The organism is Desulfovibrio sp. (genome assembly GCF_047607245.1).
GTDB lineage: Bacteria > Desulfobacterota > Desulfovibrionia > Desulfovibrionales > Desulfovibrionaceae > Desulfovibrio.
The window spans coordinates 1-17,648 of record NZ_JASGDK010000076.1 but is presented as its reverse complement, the minus strand read 5'-3'; the positions used below and the strand labels follow the sequence as shown (position 1 = coordinate 17,648).

Sequence of the window (17,648 nt, the reverse complement as noted above, 5' to 3'; positions counted from 1 at the left end):
CTCCGGTTCTGACCGCGAAATTCTGCTTACAGTTACCAACAATATCGCGCTCAAGAGGTTGGAGAATCTTGTTTTCAGCATTGACCGCAACGCGCTCTTCATTGTTGAAAATACCTTTTACGTTTCCGGCGGGCAGTTCGCCCGCAGGGGCAGGTAGGATCGAAACATGACGCCCTTCGCCCCCCTCATGGCCGAAGCCGGTTCTGATAAGCCAGAGCCTCAGGCGCTGGCCATCAGAGCTAAAAGCATTGTTACTCTGGCGGGGGAAGATCCGGCCAGGGGGGCCCGCCTGTTTGCTCCCCTGAAAAAAATTGACAATGCAGTGCTCATCGTACGGGACGGCATGGTGGACGAGGTCCGACCCTGGTCAGCGGGCGCTGCCCCGGCCGGGGCGCTGGTGCGGGATCTGGGCGCGGTATGCCTTGCCCCTGCCTGCGTCAACGCCCACACCCACCTGGAGCTTTCGCACCTTGCAGAGCGTATCCGCTGGGGCAAAGGCTTCACGGCCTGGCTGCAAAGTCTTATCCCCTTGCTCCGTGAAACGCCGGACCCGCAAGCCGCCGAAAACGCCTGCGCCCATATGGCAGGAACCGGAACCCTGTACGCTGGCAATATCACCGGGTCCCTGCCCGGCGGCATGCTGCTGGCGGACGCCGCTTGTCGTGAAGCGGGCCTTGCTGTGAGCCATTTTTGTGAATGGTTCGGCTTTGGCGCTCCCTTTGCCGATGGCGTGCGCCCCTGGCCGCCCCGCTGCCGCGAAGCCCTTGAGGAAGATCCTTTTCTGGCGGCGCGCTGTGCGCCGGGAGGGCATGGCCTCTACTCCACCGGGCCGGATATTTTGCGTGCAGCCAAACAGGACTGCGCCCGCATGGGCCGTATTTTCAGCTTTCATCTGGCGGAGTCGCCTGACGAAACACAATTGCTGACCACAGGCGACGGCCCCCTGCGCCAGTGCTACGAACAGGTAGTTCTGCCCCCCGACTGGCAGGCCCCCGGCCTGCGCCCCCTGGCGTATGCCGTCAAGCTGGGCCTTCTGGACGCTGGAACCCTGGCTGTACACGGCACGCAACTGGACGCGCAGGAAGTGGAAGTGCTGGCCGCCAGCGGCGCGGCCCTGTGCATGTGCCCGCGCTCCAACCGCAACCTTGGTCTGGGCGTGCCGCCAGTACGTGACCTGCTTGAAAGTGGCTGCCTGCTTTGCCTCGGCACTGATGGCCTGACCAGCAACCGTGACCTGGATGTGCGGCAGGAAGCCGTGTGGCTGCGTGAAAATCTCGATGTGCCCCCCGAAGCTCTAGTGCGCCTCATGACCATCAACGGGGCAGAAGCCCTCAACATGCTCCAAAGCGGCGCTGGCCGCCTTGAACCGGGAAGCCCCGCAGACTTCTGCGTTCTGCCTGAAGCGCTGACCTACTAGAACATTTTGCACTTGAAAAAATCGCTTTGCGGTGAGCAAAGCTCGCCTATGCTTATTCCGTAGCAAGAACTTGCACGCAAATCCTTGCAGAACAACTGATTCGTTTCATTCGTAAATTGCTCTGAACCTGCGCCGGGGCCACTCGGCAACGCGCCTGCCTTTATCCCCTGCCCTGTATTTGCCTGTCAGATACCCGCCACTGCTCACGCGAACGAAATGGACGTAAGAATTTTGCTCTTTTCTGTAGCAGCTCCATATCTGGCTATTTTGGCCCTATCAGACGCTTTCAACGCCGTTTACGGGCAGTCGGACAGAGCATTTTCAATAATTCCCAGCTTTCTGGTCAATAAAGTTATTGTCATCATAAAATCTTGCTGGCAGTATTTGCCCCACGCCAGACTTATACGTTTATGACTACTGGGGCCGTTGCTGTTCAATGGTTCCAGCGACGTCTGTCGCCTGTTATCAACCTGCGCCAAGAAGGAAAGCATGAGCGAGGAATTACTGGACTGGAAAGAAGCCATGACACGTGTGCTCAACAAACGTGACCTTTACGTCAATCTGTTGGGCAAGTTCATTGAGACGGAACGCGACACTCCCGACAGGGTGGCCGTAGCCTTGAAAAACGGCAATGCGGAAGAAGCCCGGCAGCTGGTGCACAACACCAAGGGAGCCGCCGCCAACCTGGGGGCCAAGGCGCTGGCCTCCGCTGCGCTGGAACTCGAAATGGCCATCAAGGCCGGGGCAGACACAGGCCGCGCCCTCAGCCATTTCAGCACCACCGTTATGGAAACTCTCGTGACCATGCACGCCTTTATGACCCAGTAGTCCCGGCAAATTTCGGTACAAATAAACCCGCCTCTGCTGCAATGGCAGAGGCGGGTTTTTGTTTATCATGTCACTTATGGAGTAAATTAGCCTTGCAAAGTTAAGCCGCCTGCCACGGCACTGCCTGCAAATGAAACGTCAGCTCTCAATCTTGAAAAAACGCAATCTCAGGGCATTTGTCACCACAGAGACAGAGGACAGAGCCATAGCTGTACCCGCTATCATAGGCGAAAGCATGGGGCCGCCAAAAACGTGCAGCAGCCCCGCCGCCACGGGCAGGCCCAACACGTTGTAGCCAAAAGCCCAGAACAGATTTTGCCGGATATTGCGCATGGTGGCCCGCGAAAGCGCCAGGGCAGTCAGTACGGCCTCCATGCCGCCGCGCATGAGCACTATGTCTCCAGCTTCGGCGCTCACATCCACGCCCGTGCCCACAGCCATGCCCACATTGGCCAAAGCCAGCGCAGGGGCATCGTTAATGCCGTCGCCCACCATGCCGACCACATGCCCCTGCTCCTGCAGGCGGCGCACATAGTCGGCCTTTTCGGCAGGCAAAAGGCCCGCAGCAACTTCATCCACACCCACCTTGGCCGCTACAGCCCTGGCAGTGCGCTCGTTATCGCCCGTAAGCATAACCACGCGCACGCCCATCTGCTGCAAACGGGCCACCACAGAGGGAGATTCGGGCCGGATGGCGTCAGCCAGCGCCAGAATACCCGCAAGGCGGATTTCGCCGCCACTGCCAAGGGCCAGCAGCAAGGGAGTCTGACCCGCCTCGGCCAGCACCGCCAGTTTTCCGGCGATGCTTTCAGAAATATCGAGCCCGTGTTCCTTCATGAAGGCACGGTTGCCCACGGCCACATGACGGCCTGCATCAGAGCAAAAGACCTTTCCCTCTATGCCCATGCCGGGAGCCACCACCACGTCTTCCACACGGCAGGCAGGCAACTTGCGTTCCTGCCCGGCCTTGATCAGGGCCTGGGCCAAGGGATGCTCCGAACGGGCCTCCAGAGCGGCAGCCAAAGCCAGCAACCCGTTTTCATCCAGTCCATCTGCGCCGTCCAGCATGGTAACGCCAGTAAGCACGGGCTTGCCTGTGGTGAGGGTGCCTGTCTTGTCCACGGCCAGAACATTGATGTGTCCGGCCTGCTCCAGCGCGGCCCCGTTTTTGATAAGCACGCCAAGCTGTGCCCCACGCCCGGTGCCCACCATAATGGACATTGGGGTCGCCAGCCCCATTGCGCACGGGCAGGCCATGACCAGCACGGCCACAAAGACGGTAAGCGGCGTTGTTATGGGTTCAGAGCTGAATACCAGCCAGGCCAGTGCCGCCAGCACGGCATAAAGCATGACAGCTGGCACGAAATAGTAGCTGACGCGGTCTGCCAGACGGGCAATGGGAGCCTTGCTGCCCTGCGCCTCGCGTACCAGCCGGATGATGCGCGCAAGACGCGTATTGCGGCCCACTGCATCGGCACGCAATGTCAGCGACCCTTCGCCGTTGACGCTGCCCGCCACCAGTTTGTCACCGGGGCCCACAGCGACGGGAATGGATTCTCCCGTAAGCAATGAAAGGTCTACGGCGCTTTTGCCCGTCAGAATTTCACCATCCACAGGCACACGCCCGCCGGGTCTGAGCAGCAGGTGGTCGCCTGTTTTTAAGGACGCCACCGCGACCTCCTGAGGCGGCAGGGCTTCGTTGGCCGGATCGAGCCGCAGGGCAGTATCCGGCGTGAGGCTCATAAGCGCGCCCATAGCGTCGCCAGCCTTGCGCTTGGCTGTGGCTTCAAGAAACTGGCCCAGTTCAATCATGGTCAACAGCACTGCCGCCGACTCGTAATACAGGTTCATAGCGCGCTCTACAGGGTTAATCCCCATAAGCCCAAGCACCGTGTTTACCAGACTGTAAATAAGGGCAGCGCCCGTTCCCACAGCCACAAGGCTGTCCATAGCCGGGGCCTTGCGCAGCAGAGCGCGGATGCCGTCTACATAAAAATGCCGCCCAAGCCAGACAATGGGCAGACTGAGGAAAAGCTGCACCAGCATGAAGGTGCGCGGCGAGTCGTGCGGGTCCATCCAGCCCGGCATGCTCAACCCCATCATGTGGCCCATAGACACTATCAGCAAGGGCACGGCAAAACAGACCATAGGGATAAGGCGGCCCAGACGGTCACGCGAATCCTTGAGAGCTTTGGCCTTGTTTTCCGCAAATTCGGTGGAGGCGTCCTCATCGGCAGATGGCGTTGCGCTGAAGCCCAGTGTGGCAACACGGTCCATTATTTCTTGCTGCACTGCTTCTTCTCGGCCAGGACTGGTCCATACCTCTGCTTTAGCTGTGGCAAGATTGACGCTGATTTTTTCCACGCCTTCCATCCGCCCTACCACGCGCTCGATTCGCGACGAGCAGGCAGCGCAGTGCATTCCCCCAATGTCGAACTGCAAGGGGCAGGCTTCTGTATCGGCAGCTTTTTGCACAATGGGCTCGCTCATATCTTCCTCCAGCTTGTCATTTGCCTGGGCGGCGCGTAGACTTGCTTCACTGTGAAATTGAAAACGGTTTCCTCAAGGAGGATACGATGAAAAGCCTGAAAGTCAATGGCATGCGTTGTGGGCACTGCAAAGGCGCAGTGGAAGAAGCTGCGGGCAAGATTCCCGGCGTGAAAAATCCTCTGGTGGATTTGGACGAAAAAGTTCTGCGCTACGAAGAAGACGGCCCGGTGGATATGGAAGCCCTGCGCACGGCCATCAGCAACATCGGCTTTGATCCCGAGTAAACTGGCATGGGCCGGAGCAATTCCGGAACAGGCTTTTTGGGCAACGCCAGAGGCTGCCTCTAAATAATTGGTTTTGCGCCAAGGCAAGAAAAATGCCCTTTTTGCAAAAGGATTGTACTCTTAGGGTACACGCCCGGAGTAAAAAAGGGCATTTTAACACCGCCAGCTGAACAAAAGAAGCATTTAGAGACAGCCCCTGAATGCTTGCAAAAAACATACACACGCGCCTTTCTTTTTCACACGGCACCCCCCCTGTATCTTGCCGTTTGTTCTCAAATGCCGTAGTGTTGAAAGCCAGTATTACGCCTGCTGACGCGCTTTCCAAACACATTTCGCAGGCAAACCCACACCGCCATGCAGCCATACGAACTGTTATTTCCATACCGCCTCCGGTGCAGGGCCCATCCATACATGCGCAACGGCTTTTCAGGCCTGCTCTTGTGCTGTGTCCTTTTTCTGCTGGCAGGTACTGTTCACGCCCAGGATATTTTCCCTCTGGATTTCACGGTGTTTAGTCTGGGCGAAGGACCGCGAACAGTTCTGGTGGTGGGCGGCATTCAGGGCGATGAGCCGGGAGGCTTTTCTGCGGCGACACTGCTGACCACTCACTATCAGATGGAAAACGGCAGCGTGTGGGTAGTGCCCAATCTGAATTTTCCCAGCATCATCAAAAGGTCGCGCGGCCTGCACGGCGATATGAACCGCAAATTTGCGCGGCTGGATGATAAAGATCCCGAATTTGCCACAGTGCGTCGCATTCAGGAGCTCATAGACCATCCCCAGGTTGCCCTTGTGCTCAACCTGCACGACGGCAGCGGCTACTATCGCCACAAATATGAAGACAAACTGCGCAACCCCGCCCGCTGGGGGCAGTCGGTCATCATCGACCAGACCGACCTGCCGGGAGTCTTTATGGGCGCTTTGGAGGCCGAAGCCGAAAAAGCTGCCGCAACGGCCAACGAAGCCCTAATTCAGGCGGGGCATCGCCTGCACGTGCACAATACCAAGACAGCCGACGGCGATCACGAAATGGAAAAAAGTCTTTCCTTTTACGCTGTTCGGCGGGGCAAGGCGGCTTTTGGCCTTGAGGCCAGCAAAGAATTTTCCGTCGAGCTGCGCGCCTATTATCACCTGCTGATGGTGGAGTCGTTTTTACGGCAGGCAGGAGTGGATTTCAGCCGCTCGTTTGCCCTTACTCCCGATGGCGTACGCGGCGCATTGCAAGACAACCTTGCCGTATCCTTTGCCGACAACCGGGTATTTCTCCCACTGGAAGACGCGCGCCCGGCTATCAATTATCTTCCCCTGCCCAAGGGCAGCCCGGCTCAGGCCGTGCCCACCAAGCCCATCATGGCCGTACTGCCCTGCGCCAAGGGCGGCGAGGGCCAATTTTGCGTGCACTATGGCAACCGCATGCTGACGCTCATCCGCCCGGAATGGCGTGAAGTGGACAACAGCCTGAGCGCAGTACGCGTCCGCGTGGACGGTGAAGACAGGCAGATACCTTTCGGACAGGTGGTATATGTTGGCGATTCTCTGCTTGTCGAGCCCATAGAAGGCTACAGGGTCAACGCCATAGGCTTTGACAACGGCAAACCTGACGAGGCTGGCGTAGACCTGCGCCTCAAGGATTTCATGCCGCGCTTTTCTGTAGACAAACAGGGAAAAATGTTTCGCGTCGAAATTTACCGGAACCAGCTTTTCAGCGGTATGTTTTTGGTTTATTTTGACAAAGATAAACAGAACAGTCCCAACAGGCCGCGCATGGCCCGTAACGCGGGTTCGTTGCCCGACCGCCCTGGCCCGGAATCATCACTGGGTTTCTGAGAACAATCATGTCTGAAAAAATTTCCATCTGTGTGGCTGGCGGCGGCAGCTGGGGTACAGCCCTGGGACATCTTCTGGCGCGTGGGGGGCATCATGTCTGCCTGTGGATGCGCGATGCCGCCGTGGCCAAGGCCGTTAACGAAAAACACGAAAACCCGCGCTACCTCCCCAACCTGTCTCTGGATGAGCGGCTTACCGCCACCACTGACCCGACAGCCCTGGACCGCTCACTGGTGGTTCTGGCTGTGCCCTGTCAACAATTACGCGGCTGGCTTACGCAACACGCCCGCCACTTTCAGCCAAGGGTAGTGCTGGTCAACGCAGCCAAGGGCATTGAAACCGGATCTCTGGCTACCTGCGCCGAAATGACCGCCCAGACGCTCGGGCACCTCAACCCCCGCTATGCAGTTTTGTCCGGCCCTTCCTTTGCGGCTGACGTGCTGCGCGACCTGCCCACTGCCGTTGTTATGGCTGCCTACGACGAAGAGCTGGGACGGTATTTACGCGATATTTTTTCCGGCCCTGTTTTTCGTTGTTACTCCAGCACTGATGTTACAGGTGTGGAAATGGGCGGCGCACTTAAAAACGTCATGGCTATTGCTGCTGGCACCTGCGATGGGCTGGGCCTTGGCGCCAACAGCCGCGCAGCTCTCATAACGCGGGGTCTGGCTGAAATGAGCCGCCTCGGCGTAGCGCGCGGCGCGCAAGCGCATACCTTCATGGGGCTTTCCGGTCTGGGCGACCTTACCCTGACCTGCACCGACGACCTCTCCCGCAATCGGCAGGTGGGCCTGCGGCTTGGGCGTGGAGAAAAGCTTGACCACATCACGCAAAGCCTCGGCATGGTAGCAGAAGGTGTAAAAACCACAGCCGCCATCTATGACCTGGCACAAAAGCTTGGCGTAGATGCTCCCCTGACCAATGCCGTACACAGCATTCTGTATGAAGACCAAAGCCCGCAGGCCGCACTGCGCGATCTGATGGGCAGAACGCTGCGCGAAGAATAGACGCTGACTGCAAAACAAGAGCCGTCGACTGTACTTCGCGTTTTTCACCGCAAGGTGTCCGCGACATAAGCGTGCACCAGTTTGCAGTATCCGCATTAGTGCAGATTACCTCTTAGAGCAGATTGGCTTTGAAATGCATCACATTTCAAAGTTGTCATTCTGCCTGAAAATACGATGGGGATGTCCTAGATAAGCAACCTAAATTATCTAGGGCATCCCCTCATTCTTTTGTCCCACTGGCTGCGTCAAAAGGCCATTTTTTGCTCCTGTCATGCACCGCAAAAGTACATTCCTTTCGTAGAAAAACCCTTTTCCTTGCCCTTGGCGCAAAGCCATTTATTCAGAAACAGCCTCTAGGCAGTGTCGAGCCTGACGAGCAAGTATCTGCACTTTCAAGCGGCGGAGCGGCCTTCGCAGACGTTCAGAATGCCTGCATTCGCAACTGTAAACTGTAATGGGGCTATACAACTGCCGTTCAGGGCAAGACGCCCACCAGCACATCTTTTCCTCAAGATACGGGACAGCCAAACTGCATATATTCCCGGCAGAATCGTAACACCTTCCCCACCATTTCCTTAGGTCACGACAAGTACGTCTTTGGCGGGCACACCTTGATCAAACACAAAATGAGCTCCTGATTCCGTTGGATAAATAAATCACATACTCATTTTGATACAAAAACGTGCAATCTGCTAAAAATTTTTTAGTAACACGAATTTTTTGATTTGCACTTTTCTCTTTTGCGCAAAAAAGAGGAGCAAACAATGACATTTTTTTTACTGCTGCCCGAATTTTATTATAACTAGTACACCAAACAGCTATTGGTTGATTAATCAACTAATTATAGTGAATACTGGATTGAGCAAACACCCAACACACAAACCACATCAGCTCTAACTACTGTCGAACTGCTGTGAATTATTACACATACTGTAATTAGACACGCAAAACCAGCGCCACTTCTATGCAAATTGGCAAAAACCCCATACTTTCAGTGAAATAATCAACACTTGCACAGAATAGCGAAGTACGATAAGGCTGTTAACACTCGTTTTACTATTTTTTTCACGATTTGGTATGGGTGTGATACCACATCGCATGAGGCGTAGCTGGGGCCAAGCACTGTGCTGGCCTGAAAGACCCGCAAACTACGGGGCGAATTATGACGGAATCATTGTTCTCGGCTGGCGGCCAGCTTGTGCCGCTTCTGGTGGGTATGGCCCTCATGCTGTATGCAGCGGCCCAGGCCGTGCGTCAGCGTAAGGACCCTCACCGCCTGATCCTCTGGGGTGCCCTGCACGACGCGGGCATTATCTGCCTGGGGCTCGGTGCGGCTACCGCCATCGGCGCCACCGGTTTGTGGCTCTTCATACTTTTTCAGGTCGCAGCGCGCGGTCTGGCATGGACGGCGCTAAGCCGTCTTACTTCAGCATGCTACACAGGGGCAGCCTGTAGTCAGGGGCCCGTTCAGGTGGCTGACCTGAGTGGTTCCGGCCAACGCCACCCCTGGATGGCGGCCTTGTTCGCCCTGGGCCTTCTGGCTTCGGTGGGCGGCTCGCCCTTCCTGCTGCCCGAGGCTCGCCTCTTCATCAATGCAGCCGTGCTTGATGCCATGCCCGCTGGTCTCACTGGCCTTCTGGTCATGGCCCTGGCCACCACAGTCTTCATCTGGTTGTACGTCAATGCCGTGCGACGCATTGTGCTGGAAGACGCACCAGAAGACGCACCCACGGCTTTCGGCCCCATGCGGGGCGGTTCCGGTCTGGTGATCGGCCTTGCTGTGGCGGTAGGCCTTATGGGCCTTTTCCGCGGTCCACTTACGGCCCTCATTGGCGGCCAGTACGGGTTTGACGCACCTCATTCTGCTGTGCATCCGGCTTATTGGTGTTACTACCTCGGCGCGTTTGCAGTGGGCGCAGCATTTCTGGCCCGCATGCGTCTGGCTCCCGTAATAGGAACGGCCTTTGCGGCCCTGGCCTTTGTGACCGTGCTTGTTACGGACGCTCCGGCCACTGCCAAACTGTTCCTGGTCATGATCAGTCTTGTGGCTCTTGTGGTCTGCGTGTACTCGCAAGGCTACATCCACGGGCGGCATCAGGGGCGCTACTGGTTTTTCCTGCTGCTCACCTTCGGCTCTCTGGCGGGCATAGTTTCCAGCACCGACGTTTCAGGCCTTTACGGGTACTGGGAACTCATGACCTTCGCCTCCTACTTCCTGGTAGTGCACGAAGGACGGCGCAGCGCATTCGACGCTGGTCTCAAATACTATGTCATGTGCGCGGGCGGCGCGCTGTTCATGCTGCCCGGCCTGCTTATGCTTGGTGAAGGCTTTGTGCCCACGCCTGTGGTTCAGGCAGCTTTTGTGCTCTGCCTGATGGGCTTTGGCGTCAAGGCTGGCCTTGTGCCCCTGCATTCGTGGCTGCCCGATGCCCACCCGGCTGCGCCTTCTTCGGTGTCAGCTCCTCTTTCGGGCATCATTACCAAGATGGGCATCTTCGGCATTGTGGCCGTGCTGCTCATGCGGCCGATGGTCAGCACTCTGCCCGGCCTGTTCGGACTTTCCTGGCTTGGTACGGGCCTGGTGTTTACTGGCGCGGCCACGCTCATTCTGGGTGAGGTGATGGCCCTGCGCCAGAACGACATCAAGCGCATGCTGGCTTACTCCACCCTGGGGCAGCTTGGTGAAATTGCGCTGGTGCTCGGCATTGGCACGTGGCTTTCCACCACGGGCGCGCTGTGGCACATGTTCAACCATGCCATCATGAAGGACCTGCTCTTCCTTGGCGCTGGCGCACTCATCATGCGCAGCGGCAGCCGCAAGCTCAGCGATCTGCGCGGCCTGGGCCGCCAGATGCCCTTTACCGTGGCCTGCATGGGTATAGGCCTTGTAAGCATTATGGGGCTGCCGCCCTTTGGCGCATTCTACAGCAAATTCCTGATGATTCAGGCCGCCACCGAGGCAGGACAGCTCTGGCTGGCCGCGCTTATTCTTGGCGGTTCCCTTGTGGGTCTTGTCTACTATACCCGCATTCTCAAAACCCTGATTTTTGAAGAACGCCCCGACTATCTGCCCACGGTTACCGAAGCTCCGTTGACCATGCGCGTAGGTATGGGCGTACTGGCGGGCCTGTGCGTTCTGCTTGGCCTTGCGCCGCAGATAGCCATGCAGCTTGTAGCCCCGGTGGCATCTCTGGCCTTTGTGCCCAACCCGGCGGACGCAGGCGTACTGCTGGCCATGCACGTTAGCTGGCCCATCTATGTTGTGGTGCCGATATTCGGCGCTCTGCTGCCAGCCCTCTTCCACAAGAACCGCATCATGGCGGGCAAGGTCAGCGTTGGCGTACTGATTGCCACGGCCCTGCTGGTCATTCTGTTCGGACGCGGGCTGGACACGCTTTCCTTCTGCTTTGCCCTCATTGTGCCCCTGCTGGGCGCGGTGAACATGAGCTACGCTCTGGGGTATATGGAGCACAGCCACAGGCAGTGGCGTTTCTACTGCGCCTTCACAGCCATGTGCGGTGGTTTGGTGGGTATGGCGGCCAGCCAGTACCTGCTGAGCTTCTTCCTGTTCTGGGAAATCATGAGCTCGTGGACGCTCTACATGGCCATCGCTCACGAAGGCGACAAAGCCTCCCTGCGCGAAGCCTTCAAGTACTTTATCTTCAACGTCTTCGGCGCTGGCTTCATCTTTGTAGGCCTGTGCGTCATTGGACCTTTTACGCCCTTCACGGCGCTGCTGCTGAACGGTATGGTGCCCAACCTGCCCGCTGGCGCGGCATGGCTTGGCATGGCGCTGCTGGCGGCAGGCTTTGTCATGAAGGCCGCACAGCTGCCCTTCCGCATTGACTGGCAGATGCATCCGGCGCTGGCTCCCACGCCTGTGTCTGGCTACATCTCCTCAGTGCTGCTGAAGAGTGCAATTCTGGGCCTTATCAAGCTCTTTATGCTGCTGGGCGGCGGTTTCGCCGTTGCGGGCATACTGGGCGGGTTTGAACAGAGCTCCATCAGCGTGACTGTCATGTGGATAGGCGGCATCACCATCATTATGGCCGCCCTTCAGGCACTGCGCAGCAATGGCCTCAAGCTTATCTTCATCTACTCCACCGTAAGCCAGCTCGGTTATATGGTGCTGGCAGTGGCGGCGGGCGGCGCGCTCGGATACGCGGGCGGCATGCTGCACGTCATCAACCACGTCTTCTTCAAAGACCTGCTCTTCCTTGTGTGCGGCGCTGTTATGTTCGCCAGTCACAGGGAAACCCTGGACGACCTTGGCGGCATTGGCCGCAAGATGCCCTTTACCCTGGCCATGTTTGCTATTGCCGGGCTTTCGGTGATCGGCGTGCCCCCCACCAGCGGCTTCTCTTCCAAATGGCTCATTTACCACGCACTTATGGAGGCGGGCCAGCCCTTCCTGGCTCTGCTTTCCCTCATAGGCAGCGTGTTGACTATGGCCTATATTGCCAAATTCCTGCACGCGGCCTTCCTGGGCCAGCCTGCGCAGGACCTTGACGAAATAAAGGAAGTGCCGCGCATTATGCGTGTGCCCATGGGCATTCTGGCTGTGGGCTGCGTGCTGACCGGCATCTTCCCCGGCCTCGCGCTTGGCCCCATCAACTCCGTGTTGTTCGAGTACGGCTTCATGCCGCTTAATGTAGGCATATCGGGCGTGCTTTCAGGCGCTGGCGCCTGGAACGCCACGGGCATGTTCGTCATGATGGCCCTGGCCTTCACGGGCGGCTACTGGTTCGTGAAGCGCTTTACCCGCCTGCGCGAAATTGATGTGCACACCTGCGGCCTGCCGCCTGAAATGGCCACCAGCCGCATGACGCCTTCCAGCATATACGGTGGTCTCACCCGCCTGCTTGGCGGTGGGAATACGCCCAAGGAGAACCGCTCATGAGCGATACCCTGCTTGCCATACTGCACATGTGCGTCTTCCCCGGCGGGGCATTTGCCCTGATGGTGGCCATGTTCTTCAAAGGACTGGACCGCCGCGTGGAAGCCCGCCTGCAACGTCGCGTGGGGCCGCCACTGGTGCAGCCCTGGCTGGACATTGCCAAACTGCTGACCAAGGAAACCCTGATCCCCAGGACGGCCTGCCGCCCGGCATTTTTGCTGGCTCCCGTCTTCGGCTTCACGGGCATGGCCGTTTGTGCGGCCTTCATACCCATCGCCGGCGTGTATAATGGTCTGTTCAATATGGGCGACCTGCTGGTGATTTTCTACCTGCTGCCCATTCCGGCCATGGCCATCATGCTGGGCGGCTCGGCTTCCAGCTCGCCATACGGCGCTGTGGGTTTTTCGCGCGAAATGATGCTCATGTTCGCCTATGAAATGCCCTTGCTCATGATCCTGCTGGCCGTGGCCATGCTCACGGGCAAAACGCTGGCTGGCGGCGCGTGGGGAGCAGAGTTTTCGCTCTTCAAAATCGTGGCCCTGCAACAGCAGACAGGCTCCTTTGGTTTCAATCCGACGATGATTCCGGCCTTTCTGGCCTACCTCATCTTCCTGCCCGGTACTATGGGTGTTGTGCCCTTTGATATTCCCGAGGCGGAAACCGAAATTGTTGAAGGCCCGCTGCTTGAATACGGCGGCCCGCTGCTGGCGCTTTTTCAGATCACGTCGGCCCTCAAGACCTTCGTTGTTCTGGGGCTGGGGGTTGCGCTTTTCTTCCCCGGCACCATATCTGAATGGTGGCCGATCAATTTGTTGTGGTTCCTGTGCAAGTGTCTCGCGCTCATGCTGGTTTCGCTTACCCTGGTCAAGTCGGCCACCGGGCGTTTCCGTATTGACCAGGCGTTTCGCTTCTATGTAACTGTGCCCGCTGCGCTCGCGCTGTGCAGTCTGATACTGGTCTGGGTGATGTAAGGAGGCCGCCGTGTCGCTGGATAACATGCTTAAAAAACTTTCCGTGCGTTCGCCGTGGCTGTTCCGCATCAACGCCGGTTCCTGCAATGGCTGTGACGTGGAATTGGCCACAACGGCCTGTATACCGCGCTACGACGTTGAACGCCTGGGTTGCCGTTACTGCGGCAGCCCCCGTCACGCCGACATTGTGCTTATCACCGGCCCTCTTACCACCAGAGTACGTGACCGTGTGCTGCGGGTGTGGGACGAAATTCCCGAACCCAAGGTTACGGTAGCTGTGGGCATTTGCCCCATATCCGGCGGGGTGTTCCGTGAAGGATACTCCATTGAAGGCCCCATTGACCGTTACCTGCCCGTGGACGTAAACGTGCCCGGCTGTCCGCCCCGGCCCCAGGCCATCCTTGAGGGCGTCGTGCTGGCCCGGTCTATCTGGCTGAAAAAACTGGGCGTGGAGGAATAGTATGGCGGGCTTTCTGAAAGTCTTATTCCGCAACCTGCTCGAAGGCCCCAGCACCGACCCTTTTCCTCTGGGTGAAACCTTTACCCCTGACCGTTTGCGCGGCAGGGCTGTGGTAGATCCTGACCTTTGCATGGGCTGCGGCATCTGCCGTCACTCCTGCGCGGCGGGGGCCATTCATATTGGCCAGCAACCCGACGGATCAGGCTTTACCATCACCATTTGGCAAAACTCGTGCTGCCTGTGTGCCTCATGCCGTCATTACTGCCCCACCGGGGCCATGAGCATCAGCACAGATTGGCACTCGGCCCATACTCAGGCCGAAAAATATAACAGGCTAGAGCAGCATACCATAAAGTATGAGCCCTGCGTGGTGTGTGGTGCGCTTATGCGCCCCATCCCCAAAGTTCTGGCTGACAAGCTTTATGCCTGGAATACCGAAATTGATCCCGAGTTTACTCGCAAGATGTGTCCCAAATGTCGTCAGATTGAAGATGCAAAGCGTAATGCCTGCATGCTGCCCACGACAGCTGATGAGGCACCGGTCGAACTAGTCGTCACTTCGGCAGCGCCCACAAAAGATTAGCGGCCTGGCCGCGGAGAATATATGCAAGAAGTCATTAACGGCAACGCCAAGGTCATTGAGGGGCTTACCGCTCTCTGCTCGACCGAAGACGACGCCATACATCACAGCACTGACAGCTTCGGCAATGCCTATCACTGGTTTCGCCTGGGCACTCCCCGCATGCTCACCCAGGGCGCGCAGATACTGCGCGACGCGGATGCCCGCCTGGCAATGGTGACGGCCTACAACCGCCGCCAGCTCAGCGAACCCATGCAGGAAATCTGCTATCACTTTGAGATTCAGGGTGTTATTTACAACATGACTGTTACTCTTAATGGTGAATGGCCCACAGTGCCCTCTATTACACCGCTGTTCGCCAATGCGGACTGGCACGAAAGGGAAATGATAGAGCTTTACGGCATCCAGGTTATGGGGCATCCCAACCCGCGCCGTCTCTTCCTCGACGAAGAACTGGACGCTGGCATTCTCAACGAGGCCGTACCTCTGTCCATTATGATGAACGGGGCCTGCACCACTGACCTGTGGGAACGCATCCTCCAGGATAAGGAGAAGCAGTCATGACCAGTACCTTTACCATGCCCCTGGGGCCAGTACATGTGGCCCTTGAGGAACCGGTATATTTCAACCTGACGGTGGACGGCGAAATCGTACGTCACGTTGATCTGACTTCGGGGCACGTGCATCGCGGCATGGAGGCAATGGCCACCCAGCGCAATCTGGTCAAGAACGTAACGCTTACCGAACGCGTGTGCTCGCTGTGCTCCAACAGCCATTCCTTTACTTACAGCATGGCTGTTGAAAACGTGCTGGGCATTACCATCCCCGACCGTGCGCGTTACCTGCGCGTGGTAGCCGAAGAAATCAAACGTATTTCTTCGCACCTGTTCAACACTGCTATTCAGGCCCACATCATCGGCTTCAAGTCGCTGTTCATGCACGTCATGGAAGTGCGCGAAATGATGCAGGACCTGAAAGAAACGGTTTACGGCAACCGCATGAACCTTGCCGCCAACTGCATTGGCGGCGTCAAGTACAGTGTAGATGCCGCCCTGCTGGATTACATGCGCAACATGCTGGACAAGGTTGAGCCTCAGGTGGACGAAATCCGCGAGATTTATGACACCAACAGCATGGTGCTGGCCCGTACCCGTGGCCTTGGCCTGCTGCCCAAGGAAGACGCCATCCGCCTGGGCGTTGTGGGCCCGGTGGCGCGCGGATCAGGTCTGCACCTGGATGTGCGCAAGGATTCGCCTTATGCGGCCTATCCTGATGTGGAATTCAAAACCGTTGTTGAGCAGGGTTGCTGCATCCACGCCCGCACAATGGTGCGCCTGCACGAGATATTTGAATCCTTCAAGATTATCCGGCAGTGCATCGCACAATTGCCCGAAGGCGAAGTAACCGCCCCCATGCGTCAGATACGCACGGCAGAAGCTTGCGCCCGTTCGGAAGCTCCTCGAGGCGAGGTGTTCTACTATATTCGTACCAACGGAACGGATATGCCCGCGCGTCTCAAGTGGCGTGTGCCTTCCTACATGAACTGGGAAGCTCTGGGCGTGATGATGCGTGACTGCAATGTATCCGACGTTGCCCTGATCACCAACAGCATTGACCCCTGCGTCTCCTGCACGGAACGCTAGAGAGTTACTGCGTGTCAGGGTTAAAGCAGCGAAGGGTGTAGCGCATGCATGAAGCGAGTCTGGTTCAGGGGTTGCTGGACATCTGTCTGAAAGCTCTGAACGATCACAATGCGGCACACCCGGAAAATCAGGTGAAGAGCATACACAAGGTGGAGTGCCAGCTTGGCCTCATTGCCTGTGTGGAGGCGCAAACCCTTATCGCCTGCTTTGAACTCTTTGCGGAAGGCACCCCGGCCGAGGGAGCGCAACTGCTTTTGCAGACAGCGCCCCTGGCCTGTCGCTGTACCGATTGCAGCCATGAATTCAGCCTGACGCAACGGCATTTCGTCTGCCCCAGTTGCGGCGGCGAAAACATCCACTTCAACGGGGGCCACGGATTAACCCTGATGGCCCTGCACGTTGCACCCGAGGAAACGGACCATGACTGAACACATCCAGGTCGTACCCGACAAATGCCGCGCCTGTCGCCGCTGTGAAGTGGCCTGTATCGCCGCCCACCACGGCATGAGCTTCAAGGAAGCCATGAAGCACCGCGACGAACTCGTGTCGCGCGTGCAAGTGGTCAAGGCCGACGGCTTCAAGACCACAGTGCGCTGCCACCAGTGCCCCCACGCTCCCTGCGTCAACGTTTGCCCCACAGGGGCGCTCCAGCAGGACGAACAGGGGCGCATCATCATGCGCGTCCAGTACTGCGTGGCCTGCAAAATGTGCATGGCCGCCTGCCCTTACGGCACCATAACGATGGAAACCATCGGCATGCCATCGGTAGACGGTGAAGACGGCGAAACCCTCGCCCAGCGCGCCCGCCGCGAAGTGGCTGTGCGTTGTGACATGTGCCGCGCGTGGCGTATGGAAAACGGCAAGCGCATCACTGCCTGTATGGAAGCCTGCCCGGCCCACGCTCTTTCACTGGTGCTGGCCGACGGTACCGTGGTGGAAATGCCCAAGCCTGAAAAGAAGGCTGTGGCTCCTGCCGACGGTGAAGCTGCCGCCAAACCGGAAGCTGCCACGGCAGAATCCACGGCTCCTGAAAAACCCGCTGAAGCTCCCAAAAGCGAATCTGCGCCTGAAGCGCCTGCAGTTTCACCCAAGGTTGAAGCAGCTACTGAAGTTATTGCTGAAGTTGCGGAAACCAAGGCAGAGACAGCCCCTGAAGCTGTGGAAGCCAAGGTGGAAGCTGCACCCGCTGTGACGCCTGAAGAACAGGCTGCTCCTGCGGAAAAGCCCGAAACTGAAGAAGCCGT

At 57.8% G+C, this 17,648-nt stretch carries 15 protein-coding genes; 14 read left to right on the top strand and 1 reads right to left on the bottom strand.

Translation table 11 applies throughout. The annotated features are described in order from the left end of the window. The 3 genes from QM579_RS06095 to QM579_RS06085 form a co-directional block, all read left to right on the top strand. Nucleotides 1-157, top strand: a 157-nt coding sequence (locus QM579_RS06095; protein ID WP_414998286.1) for a DUF2179 domain-containing protein, incomplete at its 5' end; no start/stop codon positions are given. A gap of 9 nt (nt 158-166) precedes the next feature. Continuing rightward, nucleotides 167-1,417 (top strand): amidohydrolase family protein, encoded by a 1,251-nt coding sequence (locus QM579_RS06090; protein ID WP_414998285.1) that lies wholly within the window; start codon nt 167-169, stop codon nt 1,415-1,417. A gap of 489 nt (nt 1,418-1,906) precedes the next feature. Beyond that, nucleotides 1,907-2,245: an Hpt domain-containing protein gene (locus QM579_RS06085; protein WP_414998284.1), complete on the top strand. Its 339-nt coding sequence runs from the start codon at nt 1,907-1,909 to the stop codon at nt 2,243-2,245. A gap of 138 nt (nt 2,246-2,383) precedes the next feature. Here the strand turns inward: QM579_RS06085 and QM579_RS06080 are convergent, their stop codons facing one another. Further along, the gene (locus tag QM579_RS06080; RefSeq protein ID WP_414998283.1) at nt 2,384-4,735 is read right to left on the bottom strand and encodes a heavy metal translocating P-type ATPase; all 2,352 of its coding nucleotides are present in this window, start codon (nt 4,733-4,735) and stop codon (nt 2,384-2,386) included. 86 nt (nt 4,736-4,821) lie between these two features. On the opposite strand from QM579_RS06080, the gene QM579_RS06075 reads away from it, so the two are divergent. The 11 genes from QM579_RS06075 to QM579_RS06025 form a co-directional block, all read left to right on the top strand. Beyond that, nucleotides 4,822-5,019: a heavy-metal-associated domain-containing protein gene (locus tag QM579_RS06075; RefSeq protein ID WP_183721344.1), complete on the top strand. Its 198-nt coding sequence runs from the start codon at nt 4,822-4,824 to the stop codon at nt 5,017-5,019. A gap of 411 nt (nt 5,020-5,430) precedes the next feature. After that, on the top strand, nt 5,431-6,846 hold the full coding sequence (locus QM579_RS06070) for a M99 family carboxypeptidase catalytic domain-containing protein (protein WP_414998282.1): 1,416 nt from the start codon (nt 5,431-5,433) through the stop codon (nt 6,844-6,846). 8 nt (nt 6,847-6,854) lie between these two features. Continuing rightward, complete coding sequence (locus QM579_RS06065) at nt 6,855-7,853, top strand: NAD(P)H-dependent glycerol-3-phosphate dehydrogenase (RefSeq protein WP_414998281.1); 999 nt, start codon at nt 6,855-6,857, stop codon at nt 7,851-7,853. Between the two features lie 1,162 nt (nt 7,854-9,015). After that, nucleotides 9,016-12,753 carry a complex I subunit 5 family protein gene (locus QM579_RS06060; protein WP_414998280.1) on the top strand — a complete coding sequence of 1,246 codons (3,738 nt, stop codon included), beginning with the start codon at nt 9,016-9,018 and terminating at the stop codon, nt 12,751-12,753. Further along, complete coding sequence (locus QM579_RS06055) at nt 12,750-13,721, top strand: respiratory chain complex I subunit 1 family protein (protein WP_414998279.1); 972 nt, start codon at nt 12,750-12,752, stop codon at nt 13,719-13,721. Before QM579_RS06060 ends, QM579_RS06055 begins: the two co-directional genes overlap by 4 nt. 25 nt (nt 13,722-13,746) lie before the next feature. Further along, nucleotides 13,747-14,181, top strand: a complete 435-nt coding sequence (locus QM579_RS06050) for an NADH-quinone oxidoreductase subunit B family protein (RefSeq protein ID WP_041724975.1) — start codon at nt 13,747-13,749, stop codon at nt 14,179-14,181. A 1-nt stretch (nt 14,182) separates the two neighbouring features. Continuing rightward, nucleotides 14,183-14,764: a 4Fe-4S binding protein gene (locus tag QM579_RS06045; protein WP_414998278.1), complete on the top strand. Its 582-nt coding sequence runs from the start codon at nt 14,183-14,185 to the stop codon at nt 14,762-14,764. A 21-nt stretch (nt 14,765-14,785) separates the two neighbouring features. Then, nucleotides 14,786-15,325 carry an NADH-quinone oxidoreductase subunit C gene (locus QM579_RS06040; RefSeq protein ID WP_414998277.1) on the top strand — a complete coding sequence of 180 codons (540 nt, stop codon included), beginning with the start codon at nt 14,786-14,788 and terminating at the stop codon, nt 15,323-15,325. Next, nucleotides 15,322-16,404: a nickel-dependent hydrogenase large subunit gene (locus QM579_RS06035; RefSeq protein ID WP_414998276.1), complete on the top strand. Its 1,083-nt coding sequence runs from the start codon at nt 15,322-15,324 to the stop codon at nt 16,402-16,404. The genes QM579_RS06040 and QM579_RS06035 overlap by 4 nt, the downstream gene beginning before the upstream one ends. A gap of 44 nt (nt 16,405-16,448) precedes the next feature. After that, a complete protein-coding gene (locus tag QM579_RS06030) occupies nt 16,449-16,832 on the top strand; it encodes a hydrogenase maturation nickel metallochaperone HypA (RefSeq protein ID WP_414998275.1) in 384 nt (127 codons plus the stop codon). Continuing rightward, nucleotides 16,825-17,648 (top strand): 4Fe-4S dicluster domain-containing protein (locus tag QM579_RS06025; RefSeq protein WP_414998274.1); only part of this gene is annotated, 824 nt, incomplete at its 3' end. The genes QM579_RS06030 and QM579_RS06025, both read left to right, overlap by 8 nt.

Excerpts from the sequence above, each read along its gene's own strand:
- QM579_RS06090 (WP_414998285.1), top strand. The coding sequence starts at position 167 with ATGACGCCCTTCGCCCCCCTCATGGCCGAAGCCGGTTCTGATAAGCCA.
- QM579_RS06085 (WP_414998284.1), top strand. The coding sequence starts at position 1,907 with ATGAGCGAGGAATTACTGGACTGGAAAGAAGCCATGACACGTGTGCTC.
- QM579_RS06080 (WP_414998283.1), bottom strand. The coding sequence starts at position 4,735 with ATGAGCGAGCCCATTGTGCAAAAAGCTGCCGATACAGAAGCCTGCCCC.
- QM579_RS06075 (WP_183721344.1), top strand. The coding sequence starts at position 4,822 with ATGAAAAGCCTGAAAGTCAATGGCATGCGTTGTGGGCACTGCAAAGGC.
- QM579_RS06070 (WP_414998282.1), top strand. The coding sequence starts at position 5,431 with ATGCGCAACGGCTTTTCAGGCCTGCTCTTGTGCTGTGTCCTTTTTCTG.
- QM579_RS06065 (WP_414998281.1), top strand. The coding sequence starts at position 6,855 with ATGTCTGAAAAAATTTCCATCTGTGTGGCTGGCGGCGGCAGCTGGGGT.
- QM579_RS06060 (WP_414998280.1), top strand. The coding sequence starts at position 9,016 with ATGACGGAATCATTGTTCTCGGCTGGCGGCCAGCTTGTGCCGCTTCTG.
- QM579_RS06055 (WP_414998279.1), top strand. The coding sequence starts at position 12,750 with ATGAGCGATACCCTGCTTGCCATACTGCACATGTGCGTCTTCCCCGGC.
- QM579_RS06050 (WP_041724975.1), top strand. The coding sequence starts at position 13,747 with ATGCTTAAAAAACTTTCCGTGCGTTCGCCGTGGCTGTTCCGCATCAAC.
- QM579_RS06045 (WP_414998278.1), top strand. The coding sequence starts at position 14,183 with ATGGCGGGCTTTCTGAAAGTCTTATTCCGCAACCTGCTCGAAGGCCCC.
- QM579_RS06040 (WP_414998277.1), top strand. The coding sequence starts at position 14,786 with ATGCAAGAAGTCATTAACGGCAACGCCAAGGTCATTGAGGGGCTTACC.
- QM579_RS06035 (WP_414998276.1), top strand. The coding sequence starts at position 15,322 with ATGACCAGTACCTTTACCATGCCCCTGGGGCCAGTACATGTGGCCCTT.
- QM579_RS06030 (WP_414998275.1), top strand. The coding sequence starts at position 16,449 with ATGCATGAAGCGAGTCTGGTTCAGGGGTTGCTGGACATCTGTCTGAAA.